The organism is Kitasatospora sp. NBC_00240 (assembly GCF_026342405.1).
Lineage (GTDB): Bacteria > Actinomycetota > Actinomycetes > Streptomycetales > Streptomycetaceae > Kitasatospora.
This window is the reverse complement of record NZ_JAPEMU010000001.1, coordinates 1898497-1914360: the sequence shown is the minus strand read 5'-3', so window position 1 is coordinate 1914360 and position 15864 is coordinate 1898497. Positions and strand designations below refer to the sequence as shown.

15 protein-coding genes are annotated in these 15864 nt (G+C 71.8%); 13 read left to right on the top strand and 2 right to left on the bottom strand.

All coding sequences use genetic code 11. The features are described from left to right. The first annotated feature begins 162 nt into the window (after window positions 1-162). From OG689_RS07985 to OG689_RS07925, 13 genes are all read left to right on the top strand, one after another. The gene (locus tag OG689_RS07985) at window positions 163-531 is read left to right on the top strand and encodes an isomerase (RefSeq protein ID WP_266318953.1); all 369 of its coding nucleotides are present in this window, start codon (window positions 163-165) and stop codon (window positions 529-531) included. 74 nt (window positions 532-605) lie between these two features. After that, the gene (locus OG689_RS07980; RefSeq protein ID WP_266326956.1) at window positions 606-1106 is read left to right on the top strand and encodes a hypothetical protein; all 501 of its coding nucleotides are present in this window, start codon (window positions 606-608) and stop codon (window positions 1104-1106) included. Window positions 1107-1242: 136 nt separating this feature from the next. Continuing rightward, window positions 1243-2154 carry a pyridoxal 5'-phosphate synthase lyase subunit PdxS gene (gene pdxS, locus OG689_RS07975; protein WP_073921495.1) on the top strand — a complete coding sequence of 304 codons (912 nt, stop codon included), beginning with the start codon at window positions 1243-1245 and terminating at the stop codon, window positions 2152-2154. Between the two features lie 89 nt (window positions 2155-2243). Continuing rightward, entirely contained in the window at window positions 2244-2876 is a 633-nt protein-coding gene (gene pdxT / locus OG689_RS07970) for a pyridoxal 5'-phosphate synthase glutaminase subunit PdxT (RefSeq protein WP_266318951.1), read from the top strand. A 79-nt stretch (window positions 2877-2955) separates the two neighbouring features. Continuing rightward, window positions 2956-3714 (top strand): YebC/PmpR family DNA-binding transcriptional regulator, encoded by a 759-nt coding sequence (locus tag OG689_RS07965; protein ID WP_266318949.1) that lies wholly within the window; start codon window positions 2956-2958, stop codon window positions 3712-3714. A gap of 144 nt (window positions 3715-3858) precedes the next feature. Then, the gene (gene ruvC, locus OG689_RS07960) at window positions 3859-4443 is read left to right on the top strand and encodes a crossover junction endodeoxyribonuclease RuvC (protein WP_266318948.1); all 585 of its coding nucleotides are present in this window, start codon (window positions 3859-3861) and stop codon (window positions 4441-4443) included. Continuing rightward, the gene (gene ruvA / locus OG689_RS07955; protein WP_266318946.1) at window positions 4440-5051 is read left to right on the top strand and encodes a Holliday junction branch migration protein RuvA; all 612 of its coding nucleotides are present in this window, start codon (window positions 4440-4442) and stop codon (window positions 5049-5051) included. The genes ruvC and ruvA overlap by 4 nt, the downstream gene beginning before the upstream one ends. A gap of 187 nt (window positions 5052-5238) precedes the next feature. Continuing rightward, window positions 5239-6348, top strand: a complete 1110-nt coding sequence (gene ruvB / locus OG689_RS07950) for a Holliday junction branch migration DNA helicase RuvB (RefSeq protein ID WP_266318944.1) — start codon at window positions 5239-5241, stop codon at window positions 6346-6348. Window positions 6349-6515: 167 nt separating this feature from the next. Next, window positions 6516-6935 (top strand): preprotein translocase subunit YajC, encoded by a 420-nt coding sequence (yajC, locus tag OG689_RS07945; protein ID WP_266318942.1) that lies wholly within the window; start codon window positions 6516-6518, stop codon window positions 6933-6935. A gap of 237 nt (window positions 6936-7172) precedes the next feature. Beyond that, window positions 7173-8900, top strand: coding sequence for a protein translocase subunit SecD (gene secD / locus OG689_RS07940; protein WP_266326954.1), 1728 nt, complete (start codon window positions 7173-7175; stop codon window positions 8898-8900). A 4-nt stretch (window positions 8901-8904) separates the two neighbouring features. Then, window positions 8905-10017 carry a protein translocase subunit SecF gene (gene secF, locus OG689_RS07935; RefSeq protein ID WP_266318940.1) on the top strand — a complete coding sequence of 371 codons (1113 nt, stop codon included), beginning with the start codon at window positions 8905-8907 and terminating at the stop codon, window positions 10015-10017. A 25-nt stretch (window positions 10018-10042) separates the two neighbouring features. Beyond that, the gene (locus tag OG689_RS07930; protein WP_266318938.1) at window positions 10043-10594 is read left to right on the top strand and encodes an adenine phosphoribosyltransferase; all 552 of its coding nucleotides are present in this window, start codon (window positions 10043-10045) and stop codon (window positions 10592-10594) included. A 179-nt stretch (window positions 10595-10773) separates the two neighbouring features. Then, complete coding sequence (locus OG689_RS07925; protein WP_266318936.1) at window positions 10774-13206, top strand: bifunctional (p)ppGpp synthetase/guanosine-3',5'-bis(diphosphate) 3'-pyrophosphohydrolase; 2433 nt, start codon at window positions 10774-10776, stop codon at window positions 13204-13206. Between the two features lie 67 nt (window positions 13207-13273). On the opposite strand, the gene OG689_RS07920 is transcribed toward OG689_RS07925, so the two are convergent. Together OG689_RS07920 and OG689_RS07915 are read right to left on the bottom strand one after the other, a co-directional pair. Then, window positions 13274-14503: a DUF349 domain-containing protein gene (locus tag OG689_RS07920; protein WP_266318934.1), complete on the bottom strand. Its 1230-nt coding sequence runs from the start codon at window positions 14501-14503 to the stop codon at window positions 13274-13276. 262 nt (window positions 14504-14765) lie between these two features. Continuing rightward, complete coding sequence (locus tag OG689_RS07915; RefSeq protein WP_266318932.1) at window positions 14766-15584, bottom strand: peptidylprolyl isomerase; 819 nt, start codon at window positions 15582-15584, stop codon at window positions 14766-14768. Between the last annotated feature and the right edge of the window lie 280 nt (window positions 15585-15864).

Here is a 15864-nt window from a genome sequence, read left to right as displayed (position 1 = left end):
GCGCCGGCCCGGGGCCGGCCGTTGCGACGGTCGGCGGGGCCCGCCCGGCCGCCGGCGGTCCGGGCCCGGGCCGTCCCGGCCCGCGGGGTGGTTAGGGTGTCCCGGGGGCCCGTCAGGACGGCGGGCGCCGTCACCGACGCCCGTCCGAGCCCGGAGGCCCAGATGCCGCAGATCTCCGTCGACTACTCCGCGAACCTGGCGGACACCTTCGACCGACAGGCCCTCGGCCTGGCCCTGAACCAGCTCGCGGTGAAGTACCTCGCCGCGGCCCCGGACGCATGCAGGACGCGCTTCCGCCGGGTCGACGAGACCGTCGTGGTGGGCGAGCGGGCCGAGGGACAGGACCTCGTCCTGGTCGACTTCCCGATCTTCCCCGGCCGCAGCCCGGAGGCGAAGGCGGGGCTCAGCGAGGCGGTGCTGGCGCTGCTGGCCGAGCACCTGCCGACGGCGCCGGGCCGGCGTCTGCACACCGCGGTGAACGTGGTGGACATCGACAGTGACAGCTACCGGGGCACCACGCTCGACGGCTGACCGGCGGGCACCCGGTAGCGTTGCGCCCCGTGACTACCTGGATCTGGGCGGCCGTGGCCGTGGTGTTGTGCGGGATGTACCTGAGTTGGACGGCGGGGCGCCTCGACCGGCTGCACGCCCGGATCGACGCGGCCCGCGCCGCGCTGGACGCCCAGCTGGTGCGGCGGGCCTCGGTGACGCTGGAGCTGGCCACCTCCGGTCTGCTGGACCCGGCGGCCTCGCTGCTGCTCTACCAGGCCTCGCACTCGGCCCGGCAGTCCGAGGACGAGCACCGCGAGGTGGCGGAGAGCGAGTTGAGCCTGGCGCTGCGCGCGGTGTTCGCCGAGCCGGAGCAGCTCGCGGTGTTGGTCGCGGCCCCCGGTGGTGAAGAAGCTGTGAAGGATCTGACGGCCGCCGTCCGCCGCGTTCCGATGGCCAGGCGGTTCCACAACGACGCCGTCCGGGCCGCCCGCGCGGTGCGCGAGCACCGGCTGGTGCGCTACTTCCGCCTTGCGGGGAAGGCGCCGTTCCCGATGGCCTTCGAAATGGACGACGCCCCTCCGCTCGCCCTGACCCCCGAGGGGGCCCCGGCCTAGGGGGCCGGCCGGCCCGCCTGGCTTCGGCCTGTTTGTCGTATCCCGGAAGCCTGGATGGACTTGGTGGCGCATGGGGCTGAGTCCATGTCCGCCTAACATAAGGCGATAGCACTTTCATCTTCGAGTGAGGTCTCACGTGTCCACCACCCCCATCACCGCAGACCAGCCGCAGATCGGTACCGCCCGGGTCAAGCGCGGCATGGCCGAGCAGCTCAAGGGCGGTGTGATCATGGATGTGGTCAACGCCGAGCAGGCGAAGATCGCTGAAGACGCCGGCGCCGTGGCCGTCATGGCCCTGGAGCGGGTCCCCGCCGACATCCGCAAGGACGGCGGCGTGGCCCGGATGTCCGACCCGGACATGATCGACGGCATCATCAACGCCGTTTCCATCCCGGTGATGGCCAAGTCCCGGATCGGCCACTTCGTCGAGGCCCAGGTCCTGCAGGCGCTCGGCGTGGACTACATCGACGAGTCCGAGGTGCTGACCCCGGCCGACGAGGTCAACCACTCCGACAAGTGGGCGTTCACCACCCCCTTCGTCTGTGGCGCCACCAACCTGGGCGAGGCCCTGCGCCGCATCGCCGAGGGCGCGGCCATGATCCGCTCCAAGGGCGAGGCCGGCACCGGCAACGTGGTCGAGGCCGTCCGCCACATGCGCCAGATCCGCGCCGACATCAAGCGCCTCACCACCCTCGACGAGACCGAGCTCTTCGTCGCCGCCAAGAACCTGCAGGCGCCGTACGAGCTGGTCAAGGAGGTCGCGCAGCTGGGCAAGCTCCCGGTCGTGCTGTTCTCCGCCGGTGGCGTGGCCACCCCGGCCGACGCGGCCCTGATGATGCAGCTCGGTGCCGAGGGCGTCTTCGTCGGCTCCGGCATCTTCAAGTCCGGCGACCCGGCCAAGCGTGCCGCCGCCGTCGTGAAGGCCACCACCTTCTTCGACGACCCGAAGGTCATCGCGGACGTCTCGCGCGGCCTGGGCGAGGCCATGGTCGGCATCAACTGCGACACCCTGCCCGAGGCCGAGCGGTACGCCAACCGCGGCTGGTAGTCCCTGCCCGACGGCCCGCCGCGCGGATTCACGGAGCGCGGCGGGCCGTCGTGCGTCGTCCGTACGAGAATTCTGAAGAGGTAGCAACCGTGTCGAGCCGTACTCCAGTCATCGGCGTCCTGGCCCTGCAGGGCGACGTCCGCGAGCACCTGATCGCACTTGCCGAGGCCGACGCGCTGGCGCGCCCGGTGCGCCGCCCCGAGGAGCTCGCCGAGGTCGACGCGCTGGTGATCCCCGGTGGCGAGTCCACCACCATGTCCAAGCTGGCGCTCGCCTTCGGCATGATGGCGCCGCTGCGCGAGCGGGTCGCGGCCGGGATGCCCGTCTACGGCTCCTGCGCGGGCATGATCATGCTGGCCGACAAGATCCTCGACGGCCGGGACGACCAGGAGACGGTCGGCGGCATCGACATGACGGTGCGGCGCAACGCCTTCGGCCGCCAGAACGAGTCCTTCGAGTCCGCGGTCGCCTTCAAGGGCATCGAGGGCCAGGGCCCGGCCGGCGAGGCCGTGCACGGTGTCTTCATCCGCGCCCCCTGGGTCGAGGCCGTGGGCGCGGGCGTCGAGGTGCTGGCGGAGCTGTCGGCGGCGGACGGTCCGGAGAGCCGGATCGTGGCGGTCCGTCAGGGAAACCTGCTGGCAACCTCGTTCCACCCCGAGCTGACCGGCGACCACCGGGTGCACGAGTACTTCGTGCGGATGGTCGAAGCCGCCGCGCGCTGAACCGGTGCCCCCGCCGCACTGCGGCACCGGTAAGATCTCTCCTGTTCATTTCCCTTTTGGCGACGTAAAGGAGCTGGCGATGTCCGGCCACTCTAAGTGGGCTACCACCAAGCACAAGAAGGCCGTGATCGACGCCAAGCGCGGCAAGCTCTTCGCCAAGATGATCAAGAACATCGAGGTGGCGGCGCGCACCGGCGGCAGCGACCCGGCCGGCAACCCGACGCTGTACGACGCCATCCAGAAGGCGAAGAAGAGCTCGGTCCCGATCGACAACATCAACCGCGCCGTCAAGCGCGGCGACGGTGCCGAGGCCGGCGGGGCCGACTACTCGACCATCATGTACGAGGGCTACGGTCCCAACGGTGTCGCCGTGCTGATCGAGTGCCTCACCGACAACCGCAACCGCGCCGCCTCCGACGTGCGCGTGGCGATGACCCGCAACGGCGGCAACATGGCCGACCCGGGCTCGGTGTCGTACATGTTCACCCGCAAGGGCGTCATCATCGTCCCCAAGGCCGACGGCGTGGACGAGGACAAGGTCTTCGAGGTCGTCCTGGAGGTCGGCGCCGAGGAGGTCAACGACCTCGGTGACACCTACGAGGTGATCAGCGCGGCGACCGACATGGTCGCGGTCCGCACCGCGCTGGTGGACGCCGGGATCGACTACGACTCGGCCGACGCCAACTTCGTGCCCAGCGTGCAGGTCGAGCTGGACGCCGACGGCGCCCGCAAGATCTTCAAGCTGATCGACGCGCTGGAGGACAGCGACGACGTGCAGAACGTCTTCGCCAACTTCGACATCTCGGACGCCGTGGGCGCCGAGCTCGACGCCGAGTAGGGCCCCGACGCCCCGCTCACCGCGCCCGGTGGTCCGTGGGACCACCGGGCGCGGTGCGTCCCGCCCGGCCCCGGGTGTGTTCGGCCGGTTCGTTGTCAGCGGTGCCCGATACCCTTCGGGTGGTCTTGGAGAGGCGGGCGCGACGTGCGGGTACTGGGAGTGGACCCCGGGCTGACCAGGTGCGGGGTCGGCGTGGTCGACGGCGCGCCGGGCCGCCCGCTGAAGATGGCCGGCGTCGGTGTGGTGCGTACCCCGGCCGACGCCGAGATCGGGCCCCGGCTGCTGCTCGTCGAGCAGGGCATAGAAGCCTGGCTGGAGGAGTACCGGCCGGACATGGTCGCCGTCGAGCGGGTCTTCGCCCAGCACAACGTCCGCACCGTGATGGGCACCGCCCAGGCCAGCGCGGTCGCCATGCTCTGCGCGACCAGGCGCGGCATCCCGGTCACCCTGCACACCCCCAGCGAGGTCAAGGCGGCCGTCACCGGCTCCGGCCGGGCCGACAAGGCCCAGGTCACCGCCATGGTCACCCGCCTGCTGCGGCTCGACGCCCCGCCCAAGCCCGCCGACGCCGCCGACGCCCTGGCGCTCGCCATCTGCCACATCTGGCGCGGCGCCGCCGCCGGCCGGATCGCCGCCGCGGTGGCCAAGGCCCCGCCCGCGCGCTCCGCCGCCGCCGCCGTCGTCCGGGCCGCCGCCCGCCCCGCCGTCCGACAGGAGCACCGCCCGTGATCGCGTTCGTCCAGGGCCAGGTCGCGGCCCTCTCCACGGGCAGCGCCGTGGTCGAGGTCGGCGGCGTCGGCCTCGCCCTCCAGTGCACCCCCACCACGCTCGCCGCGCTGCGGCTCGGCGGGCCGGCCCGGCTCGCCACCTCGCTCGTGGTCCGCGAGGACTCCCTCACCCTCTACGGCTTCGCCGACGAGGATGAGCGGGCCACCTTCGAGCTGCTGCAGAACGCCAGCGGCGTCGGCCCCCGGCTGGCCCAGGCCATGCTCGGCGTGCACAGCCCGGACGCGCTGCGCCTGGCGGTGGCCACCGGCGACGAGAAGGCGCTGATGGCGGTGCCGGGGATCGGCAAGCGCGGCGCGCAGAAGCTGCTCCTGGAGTACAAGGACAAGCTCGGTGCCCCGCACGGCAGCGTCCCGGCGCAGAAGCCGCTCGCGGCCGGCCCGGCGCCGTGGAGCGAGCAGCTGCAGGCCGCCCTGGTCGGTCTCGGCTACGCTCCGCGGGAGGCCGAGGACGCGGTCGCGGCCGTCACCCCCGAGGCCGAGGCGCAGTCCTCGCCGGACATCGGCGCCCTGCTCAAGGCCGCCCTGCGGACCTTGAACCGCACCCGTTGAACCCCGTCCGCCGAACCCCGGCCGCCGGCCCACCCGGTCGACGTGTCGACCTTTCCGGTCGGGCGGCCTGACCGTACGACCCGCTGACCGACCGATCTGCCGACCGGGCGTCCGACCCGCTGACCGTCCGACCGGCCGGCCGACCGCAGGCCGATCCACCGAACCGCCGAGACTGGAGCCCGCCCCGATGACCCCGTACGACTCCGAACCGGCAGACCGGCTGGTGACCGCCGCCGCCGACGGCGAGGACCAGGCGGTCGAGGCGGCGCTGCGCCCCAAGCTGCTGGACGAGTTCATCGGGCAGGAGCGGGTCCGCGAGCAGCTCTCGCTGGTGCTGCAGGCCGCCCGCAAACGCGGCACGGCGCCGGACCACGTGCTGCTCAGCGGTCCGCCCGGACTGGGCAAGACCACCCTGTCGATGATCATCGCGGCCGAGCTGAACGCCCCGATCCGGATCACCTCAGGGCCGGCCATCCAGCACGCGGGCGACCTCGCGGCCATCCTGTCCTCGCTCACCGAGGGTGAGGTGCTCTTCCTCGACGAGATCCACCGGATGTCCCGGCCGGCCGAGGAGATGCTCTACATGGCGATGGAGGACTACCGGGTCGACGTGATCGTCGGCAAGGGCCCGGGCGCCACCGCCATCCCGCTGGAGCTGCCGCCCTTCACGCTCGTCGGTGCGACCACCCGGGCCGGCCTGCTGCCGCCCCCGCTGCGCGACCGCTTCGGCTTCACCGGTCACATGGAGTTCTACGCCCCGGCCGAGCTGGAGCGGGTGGTGCACCGCTCGGCGGCGCTGCTGGACGTGGAGATCGACCCGGCCGGTGCCGCCGAGATCGCCGGCCGCTCCCGGGGCACGCCCCGGATCGCCAACCGGCTGCTGCGCCGGGTCCGGGACTACGCCCAGGTCAAGCACGACGGCACGGTCGACCAGGCGATCGCGGCCCAGGCCCTGCAGGTCTACGAGGTGGACGCCCGGGGCCTGGACCGGCTGGACCGCGCGGTGCTGGGCGCCCTGCTCCGGTTGTTCGGCGGCGGCCCGGTCGGTTTGTCGACACTGGCGGTCGCCGTGGGTGAGGAGGCCGAGACGGTCGAGGAGGTCGCCGAGCCCTTCCTGGTCCGGGAGGGACTGCTGGCCCGTACCCCCCGCGGCCGGATCGCCACTCCCGCCGCCTGGCAGCACCTCGGACTGACCCCACCGGTCCAGACCGGTCCTTCCCGGGCGGCGTCCGGGCAGGGCCCGCGCGGCGCGGTGCCCGCACAGTCGGACCTGTTCGGGGCCGTGGAGGAAGCCTGAGGAATCTGTGCATGCGGAGGGTCGCCACTTTCGGCGGCAGGATGCGATGCTTGGCGTTGTCCGATCAGTTCGGGTCGCCTAGACTCCGCCGGACCGCCCCTCTCACCTGACGGGCCGACCATCACCACAGGCCGCCGGGCGGCGGCCCGTAAAGGACCCTGGCTGCAGTGAACCTCATCATCCTTCTCCTCCCGATTATCGCGATCGTCCTGATGTTCCGGTCGCAGAAGAAGCGCCAGCAGCAGCAGCAGTCGCTGCAGACCGCGCTGGAGCCGGGGGCCGGAGTGCGCACCATCGGCGGCATCTACGCCCAGGTGAAGGCGGTCAACGACGAGACCGTCGAGCTGGAGATCGCGCCGGGCGTGGTCGCCCACTTCACCAAGGGCGCCATCGCCGCGGTGCTGGACCCGCAGGAGTTCGACGCGATCATCAACGGCCGCCCCCTCGAGGACGAGCTCGCCGAGCTGGCCGAGTCCGTCGAGGCGGACGAGACCGAGCCCGCCGAGGCGGACGAGAAGCCGCTCTCGCTCTCGAAGGACGGCGCGGACAAGGGCGACGCCGACGGCGGGGCTCCCGCGAGCAAGTAGTACGGTCGGGCACATCCGGCCGCCGCGGCACTCCGCCGCGCGCCCACAGGACCTCAGGGCCTTCGCTCGTCACGTCTTCCCCCCGTCCCGCCCCACGCCGGACGGGGGCCCGGCGGGCGCTGGCATGGACAGGGAGAAACGAGCAAGGTGGCAACACCCAAGTCGCGTCCGCGCGACGGTTACCCGGGACGGGCCCTGGCCCTCATCCTGGTGGTCACCGTCGGACTGGTCGCCCTCATGTTCGGGACGGGCAACACCAAGCCCCGCCTCGGGATCGACCTCGCCGGCGGCACCAGCATCACGCTGACCGCCGAGTCGGACGACCCCAAGGCGATCAACAAGTCCAACATGAACATCGCTGTCGCGATCATCCAGAAGCGTGTCAACGCGATGGGTGTCTCCGAGGCCGAGGTGCAGACCGAGGGCGACAAGAACATTGTCGTCAACATCCCCAAGGGTGGGGACAAGGAGTCTGCGGCCGACCAGGTCGGCACGACTGCGAAGCTCTTCTTCCGCCCGGTCCTGGCCTACGCCCCCAGTGGCGTGCAGCCCCAGGCGCCGACCGCGAGCCCGAGCGCCTCGGCCTCCGGCGCCCCGGCTCCGGCACCGACCGCGAGCGCGACGGCCACCGGCGGCTCCACCGCCGCCGCCCCGACGCCCGCCGCGAGCGGCACCAAGGCCGGCCGTGCCCTCGGTGAGGCCCTGACCGCGGACGCCGCCTCGCCGTCGCCGACGGCCAGTGCCCCGGCCGCCAGCGCCCCGGCTGCCAGCGCTCCGGCCGCGGCCCCGAGCGCCGCCGCCACCGCGCCGTCCGCCGCGGAGCTCTCCGCCGCGCTGACCCAGGGCACCGTCCCGGCCGACCTGCAGGCGCAGTTCGCCGCGCTGGACTGCTCGGTCGACGCGCAGCGCAAGGACTACCAGACGGCCGACCTCACCAAGCCGACGGTCGCCTGCAGCGCCGACAAGGAGCAGGGCTACTACAACAAGTTCGCCCTCGGCCCCGTCCAGGTGAACGGCTCGGACATCTCCAAGGCCCAGGCCACCATCGACACCCAGAACGCCGCCGGCTGGCAGGTCCAGCTGCAGTTCAACGACAACGGGTCGAAGGCCTTCGCGACCACCACCGGTCAGCTGGCCACCCAGGCCCCGCCGGCCAACCAGTTCGCGGTCGTCCTGGACGGCGGCGTGGTCTCCCACCCGCAGGTCCGCGAGTCGATCCCGGGCGGCTCCGCCGTCATCTCCGGCAGCTTCACCCAGGACGAGGCCCAGGGCCTCGCCAACGTGCTGAACTTCGGCGCCCTGCCGCTCAGCTTCGCGCAGAGCGACGTGGTCACCGTCTCGCCGCAGCTCGGCGGGGACCAGCTCAAGGCGGGCCTGATCGCCGGCCTGATCGGCATGATCCTGGTCATCCTGTACTCGCTGGTCTACTACCGCGGCCTCGGCCTGGTCTCGATCGCCGGTCTGCTGGTCTCGGCCGCGCTGACCTACTCGATCATGAGCCTGCTGGGCGCCGGGATCGGCTTCGCGCTGAACCTCCCGGCGGTCTGCGGCGCGATCGTCGCGATCGGTATCACCGCGGACTCCTTCATCGTGTACTTCGAGCGCATCCGCGACGAGGTCCGCGAGGGCGCGCCGCTGCGCCCGGCCGTCCAGCGGGCCTGGCCGCGGGCCCGGCGCACCATCCTGGTGTCGGACTTCGTCTCCTTCCTCTGCGCCGCGGTGCTGTACCTGGTCTCGGTCGGCAAGGTGCAGGGCTTCGCCTTCACCCTCGGCCTGACCACCGCCCTCGACGTCGTGGTGATCTTCCTCTTCACCAAGCCGATGATCACGCTGCTCGCCCGGAAGAAGTTCTTCTCGGACGGCCACCCGTGGTCCGGTCTGGACCCGAAGCGCCTGGGCGCCCGCCCGCCGATCCGCGGCACCCGTCGCCGGAACTCCGCTCCCGCCGCCACGAAGGAGGCCTGACGCAATGTCACGCTTCTCCAATCTGGGCCACCGGCTCTACCAGGGCGAGGTCAGCTTCGACTTCGTCGGGCGCCGCAAGCTCTGGTACAGCATCTCCGGCGTCATCGTGCTGGTCGCGGCCATCGGTCTGGCCATGGGCCTGCACCTGGGCATCGAGTTCAAGGGCGGCTCGGTCTACACCGTCCAGAAGTCCGGCCTGACCGTCGCCCAGGCGCAGACCGCCGTCAACGACGTGACCCACGGCACCACCGCGCTGGTGCAGTCCACGGACAACGGCAAGGTCCGGATCCAGATCAGCTCCGAGGTCGAGCAGTCCCCGGACAGCATCCGCAGCGGTCTCGCCAAGGAACTGAGCGTTCCGGTCGCGGAGATCGACAGCCAGGTGATCGGCCCCAGCTGGGGTGAGCAGATCTCCCACAAGGCGCTGCTCGGCCTGGTCATCTTCATGGTCCTGGTGACGGTCTACATGGCCATCGCCTTCGAGTGGCGGATGGCGGTGGCCGCCCTGGTCGCCCTCATCCACGACCTCCTGATCACCATCGGCGTCTACGCCCTGGTGGGCTTCGAGGTCACCCCCGGTACGGTGATCGGCTTCCTGACCATCCTCGGGTACTCGCTCTACGACACGGTCGTCGTCTTCGACACCGTGAAGGAGAACACCAAGGGGCTCACCAAGCAGAGCAAGCTCACCTACAGCGAGGCGGCCAACGCGGGCCTCAACCAGACCCTGGTGCGGTCCATCAACACCACCGTGGTCGCCCTGCTGCCGGTCGCCGCGCTGCTCTTCATCGGCGGCGGCCTGCTGGGCGCCGGCACCCTGAACGACATCTCGCTCGCGCTGTTCATCGGCCTCGCCGCCGGTGCCTACTCCTCGATCTGCGTCGCCACCCCGCTGCTCGCGCAGCTCAAGGAGGAGCAGCCCGAGATGAAGGCGCTGGCCAAGCGGGTCGCGCAGCGGCGCGCCTCGGAGGCCAAGGCCGCCGCCGAGGCGGCCGGTGAGGGCACCCCCGAGGGCGAGGAGTTCGCCGACGAGGACCTGCCGGCCGGTATGGTCGGTCAGCGTGGCCAGGCGGCCGGGCGCTCCCGCGCCAAGGGCCGTTCCACCGGCAAGCGCTGATCCCTCCCCGTCGTAAGGACTGCTCGTGACCTCCCCCGCCACCGACCTCGCCGGCCTGCTGACCAGCAGGATCCGCGATGTTCCGGACTACCCGAAGTCCGGCGTGCTGTTCAAGGACATCGCGCCGCTGCTCGCCGACGCCGAGGCCTTCGCGGCCCTCACCCAGGCGCTGGCGGAGCGGGCCACGGCGCTCGGGGCGACCAAGGTGGTGGGCCTGGAGGCGCGCGGCTTCGTGCTGGCGGCCCCGGCGGCCTTCGCGGCCGGGCTCGGCTTCGTGCCGATCCGCAAGAAGGGCAAGCTGCCCGGCGAGGTCCACGCGCAGTCCTACGACCTGGAGTACGGCTCGGCGACGCTGGAGGTCCAGTGCGACGCCTTCACCCCGGGTGAGCGGGTGCTGGTGGTCGACGACGTCCTGGCGACCGGTGGCACCATCGGCGCCTCGCTGGACCTCGTCCGGCGGGCCGGCGCACAGCTGGCCGGCGTGGTCGTCCTGATGGAGCTGGGCTTCCTGGACGGCCGGGAGCGCCTGGCGGCGCATCTCGACGGCGCTCCGCTGGAGACGCTGGTCGTGGTCTGAGGGACACCCTGCGCAAGCAGTCGAGGGCGGTGGTCGCGGTCGCGGCCACCGCCCTCGGCGCGTCCCGGGCCGACACGTGCGGGGACGCGGCGGAACACCGGCCCGCCAGGCTCGGTACCATGAAGATTCATCCCTTGCCGCTTGCGTGAGGGGTCGGCCCCGCGCCCCGAGGAGTGTCCTTGCCCGACGAGGTTGTGCCCACGGCCGCACCGGCCGCCCCCGAGAACGAGCCCGCGCCCGCGGGGGCCGCCCCGGCACGCCCGGCCGCACCCTCGTCGCGTCCGGTGGCGCCCGCCGCCCGCCCGACCTCCGCGAGCGGTATGCGGGCCCGACTGGCGCGGCTCGGCGGCCAGCGCAGCACGGTGCTCAACCCGGTGCTGGAGCCGCTCTTCCGCAGCATCAGGGCCAACGACCCGAAGGCCGACCCGGCGCTGCTGCGGGACATCGAGCGGGCCTACGCGGTGGCCGAGAAGTGGCACCGCGGGCAGAAGCGCAAGAGCGGCGACCCGTACATCACCCACCCGCTGGCCGTCTCCACCATCCTGGCCGAGCTGGGCATGGACGCCGCGACGCTGATGGCCGGGCTGCTGCACGACACCGTCGAGGACACCGACTACGGCCTGGAGACCCTGCGCAAGGACTTCGGCGACTCGGTGGCCCTGCTGGTCGACGGCGTCACCAAGCTGGACCGGGTGAAGTTCGGCGAGGCCGCGCAGGCCGAGACCGTCCGCAAGATGGTCGTGGCGATGGCCAAGGACCCGCGGGTCCTGGTGATCAAGCTCGCCGACCGCCTGCACAACATGCGCACCATGCGCTACCTCAAGCGGGAGAAGCAGGAGGCGAAGGCCCGCGAGACGCTGGAGATCTACGCCCCGCTGGCGCACCGCCTGGGCATGAACACCATCAAGTGGGAGCTGGAGGACCTCGCGTTCGCGATCCTCTACCCCAAGATGTACGACGAGATCGTGCGGCTGGTCGCCGAGCGCGCCCCCAAGCGGGACGAGTACCTGGCCACCGTCATCGACCAGGTGCAGGGTGACCTGCGCGGCGCCCGGATCACCGCCTCCGTGACCGGCCGGCCGAAGCACTACTACTCGGTCTACCAGAAGATGATCGTGCGGGGCCGCGACTTCGCCGAGATCTACGACCTGGTGGGCATCCGGGTCCTGGTCGACACCGTCCGCGACTGCTACGCGGCGCTGGGCACCATCCACGCGCGGTGGAACCCGGTGCCGGGGCGGTTCAAGGACTACATCGCGATGCCCAAGTTCAACATGTACCAGTCGCTGCACACCACGGTGATCGGCCCCGGCGGCAAGCCGGTCGAGCTGCAGATCCGTACCTTCGACATGCACCGCCGGGCCGAGTACGGCATCGCGGCGCACTGGAAGTACAAGCAGCGCGCGGTGGCCGGTGCCTCCAAGGTCCGCACCGACACCCCGTCGCAGGTCCGCAAGGACGACAAGGCCGGCGCCGTCAACGAGATGGCCTGGCTGCGGCAGCTGCTGGACTGGCAGAAGGAGACCGAGGACCCGAGCGAGTTCCTGGAGTCGCTGCGCTTCGACCTCTCCAACAACGAGGTCTTCGTCTTCACCCCCAAGGGCGACGTGATAGCGCTGCCCGCCGCCGCCACCCCGGTGGACTTCGCGTTCGCGGTGCACACCGAGGTCGGGTACCGCTGCATAGGGGCCCGGGTCAACGGCCGGCTGGTGCCGCTGGAATCCACCCTGGAGAACGGCGACACCGTCGAGGTGTTCACCTCCAAGGCGGAGAACGCCGGCCCCTCCCGGGACTGGCTGGGCTTCGTCAAGTCCCCGAGAGCCCGGAACAAGATCAAGGCCTGGTTCTCCAAGGAGCGCCGCGAGGAGGCGATCGAGCAGGGCAAGGAGTCCATCGCCCGCGCGATGCGCAAGCAGGGCCTGCCGATCCAGCGGATCCTCACCGGGGACTCGCTGGTCACGCTGGCGCACGAGATGCGCTACCCCGACATCTCCTCGCTGTACGCGGCGATCGGCGAGGGCCATGTCTCGGCCCAGAACATCGTCCAGAAGCTGGTGCAGGCGCTCGGCGGCGAGGAGGGTGCCACCGAGGACCTCGCCGAGACGGCCACCCCGACGCACGACGGCGGCCGGGCGGCACGCCGCCGGGCCAAGGGCGACCCGGGCATCATCGTCAAGGGCGTCGAGGACCTCTGGGTCAAGCTCTCGCGCTGCTGCACCCCGGTGCCCGGCGACCCGATCGTCGGCTTCGTGACCCGTGGCAACGGCGTCTCGGTGCACCGCGCGGACTGCGTCAACGTGGAGTCGCTGAGCCAGCAGCCCGAGCGGATGATCGAGGTCGAGTGGGCGGCCACCCAGTCCTCGGTCTTCCTGGTGGCCATCCAGGTCGAGGCGCTGGACCGCTCCCGGCTGCTCTCGGACGTCACCCGGGTGCTGTCCGACCAGCACGTCAACATCCTGTCGGCGGCGGTGCAGACCTCCCGCGACCGGGTGGCGATGAGCCGTTTCACCTTCGAGATGGGCGACCCCAAGCACCTGGGGCACGTGCTGAAGGCCGTCCGCGGCGTCGAGGGCGTCTACGACGTCTACCGGGTCACCTCGGCCCGCAAGTAGTCGGCAACGTGTGAGGGGCCCCACCGCCGCGGCGGTGGGGCCCCTCACACGTGGAGCGCGGCGGTGATCAGCCGCTGAACTCCTCCAGGCTCTTCTGGGCCTGGTCCAGCAGGGTCTGGAGGCCCGCCAGCTCGCCCTCCAGCTTGGCCACCCGGGAGGCGTTGCCGGCCGCGCGGGCCTTCTCCAGGTCGGCGTTCAGCTTGTCGGCCTTGCCCTGGAGCAGACCGGCCATGCCGGCCGCGCGGGCCTTGGCCTCCGGGTTGGAGCGCTGCCACTCGGCGTCCTCGGCCTCGCGGATCGCCCGCTCGACGGTGCCCAGCCGGCCGTCCAGCTTCGGACGGGCGTCGCGCGGGACGTGGCCGATGGCCTCCCAGCGCTCGCTGATGTCGCGCAGCGCCGCCTTGGCCGCCTTGAGGTCGCCGATCGGCAGCAGCGTCTCCGCCTCGGCCGCCAGCACCTCCTTGAGCTTCTGGTTCTCGACCTGCTCGGCGTCGCGCTCGCTGAACACGGCGGAGCGGGCCTGGAAGAAGACGTCCTGCGCGCCGCGGAACCGCGCCCACAGCTCGTCCTCGATGTCGCGCTGGGCACGGCCGGCGGCCTTCCAGCGGGTCATCAGGTCGCGGTACTTGGCGGCGGTGTCGCCCCACTCGGTCGAGCCGGAGAGCGCCTCGGCCTCGGCGACCAGCTTCTCCTTGGCCGCGCGGGCGTGGTCACGCTCGGCGTCCAGGGTCGCGAAGTGCGCCTTGCGGTGCTTGGAGAAGACCGAACGGGCGTGCGAGAAGCGGTGCCACAGCTCGTCGTCGCTCTTGCGGTCCAGGCGCGGCAGCGCCTTCCAGGTGTCCACCAGGGCGCGCAGCCGGTCGCCGGCCTCCCGCCACTGGGTGGACTCGGCGAGCTGCTCGGCCTCGGCGACCAGCTTGTCCTTGGCTGCGCGGGTCTCGTCCTGCGCCTTGGCGCGGGCGACCTTGCGCTCCTCACGGCGGGTCTCGATGTCGGCACCCAGCGCGTCCAGGCGCTTGGCCAGCGCGTCCAGGTCACCCACCGCGTGCGCCTCGACGACCTGGGTGCGCAGGTGCTCCAGCGCCGCCTGGGCGTCCTTGGCCGCCAGGTCGGTGGTGCGCACCCGCTTCTCCAGCAGGCCGATCTCCACGGCGATGCCCTGGTACTTGCGCTCGAAGTAGGCGAGGGCCTCCTCGGGGGAGCCGGCCTGCCAGGAGCCGACGACGCGTTCGCCGTCCGCCGTCCTCACATAGACGGTCCCCTGCTCGTCCACACGGCCCCACGGGTCGCTGCTCATAGCGCGTCCTCCACATGACGTCGCGCCCGCGCCGGGGCGGCACGCGTCCGTCGTCCACAGTTGATGTGCGGCGGACCGATGAGTCCGCCGTCCCGCCCGTCGTGTACTGATGCCGAGGGTGACGGCCGACGGGTCTGGGCACCCTATACAACGCCAACATAGGCGACCGGGGCGGGTGCTGTCCGCATACCCGGCCGGGCGATTTCGGCCCCGCGCCGCGCGGCCGTCCCCGCAGGGTACCGGTCGCGCGGCGCGGATAGGATCAACCCTTCGCGGTGGTCACCGAGTTGAGGGTGACGTCGGCCATCGGCGCACCGTCCGAGCCGCCGTCCAGGGTGCCCGCGGCGGCGATCTTCTGGAGGGCCTCCAGACCGCCGGTGATCTTCCCGAACGGGGTGTAGTTCGGCGGCAGCTGGGTGTCCTTGTAGACCAGGAAGAACTGGCTGCCGTTGGTGCCCGCGCCGGCGTTGGCCATCGCCACGGTGCCCGCCGGGTAGGTGGCGCCGGTCAGGTTCTCGTCGGCGAACTTGTAGCCCGGGCCGCCCGATCCGCTGCCGGTCGGGTCGCCGCACTGCAGCACGAAGATGCCGTCGGTGGTGAGCCGGTGGCACTTCACGTGGTCGAAGTACTGCTCCCCGGACAGGAACGCGAAGGAGTTGACGGTGTGCGGCGCCTTGGCGGCGTCCAGCGCGATCGTCACCTTGCCGCAGTTGGTGTCCAGGGTCGCGGTGTACGCGGCCTTGGTGTCGACCGTCAGGGCCGGCTCGGCCGTCCACTGCTTGCCGCCCGGCTTGCCGTCCGCCGGGGCGGCGCAGCCCTCGACGGGCTTGCGGGTCGGCGCCGCCGTCGGGTCGGCGACGGTCGGGGTGGGGGCGGCCTGGGCGGTCTTGTCCTTCTTGTCGCCCGAGTCGAACACCCCGCCGATCACGGCGCCGCCGCCCGCGAGCACGACGACCGCGAGCGCGGCGCCGATGATGGTGTTGCGGCGACGGGCCTTCTGCTGGGCCTCGGCCCGGCGCTCGGCCTGTCGCTCGTACTTCTCGCGGGCGAGCTGCCGCCGCCGCTGTTCGCTGGTGACCACCGGCCGTGTCTCCTACATATGTGCTGTGGGCCTCCCGCCCACTGGCGGACGAGGAGGGACTGTGGGTTGCTGCGTCCGCCCGAGGGTGTCGCCTGCGGATCATCGCACCCATTGGCGGCCAAGTGTAGGGACCTCGCGTGTAAGACGGAGGTGAGGCGCCGCCTCCCACCCCCTCGGCGTGGCCCGGGTGGTCCGTGGACGAGCCGGGGCGGCGGCGCCTATCTGGTTCGCAACCGGTGCCGCGGCGCCGGTAGGCTGCACGGAGACTTGTACCGAACCG

Bases quoted from the DNA above. Each gene is read 5' to 3' on its own strand.
- OG689_RS07985 (WP_266318953.1), top strand. From the start codon at position 163: ATGCCGCAGATCTCCGTCGACTACTCCGCGAACCTGGCGGACACCTTC.
- OG689_RS07980 (WP_266326956.1), top strand. From the start codon at position 606: ATGTACCTGAGTTGGACGGCGGGGCGCCTCGACCGGCTGCACGCCCGG.
- OG689_RS07965 (WP_266318949.1), top strand. From the start codon at position 2,956: ATGTCCGGCCACTCTAAGTGGGCTACCACCAAGCACAAGAAGGCCGTG.
- ruvB (WP_266318944.1), top strand. From the start codon at position 5,239: ATGACCCCGTACGACTCCGAACCGGCAGACCGGCTGGTGACCGCCGCC.
- secD (WP_266326954.1), top strand. From the start codon at position 7,173: ATGTTCGGGACGGGCAACACCAAGCCCCGCCTCGGGATCGACCTCGCC.
- secF (WP_266318940.1), top strand. From the start codon at position 8,905: ATGTCACGCTTCTCCAATCTGGGCCACCGGCTCTACCAGGGCGAGGTC.
- OG689_RS07920 (WP_266318934.1), bottom strand. From the start codon at position 14,503: ATGAGCAGCGACCCGTGGGGCCGTGTGGACGAGCAGGGGACCGTCTAT.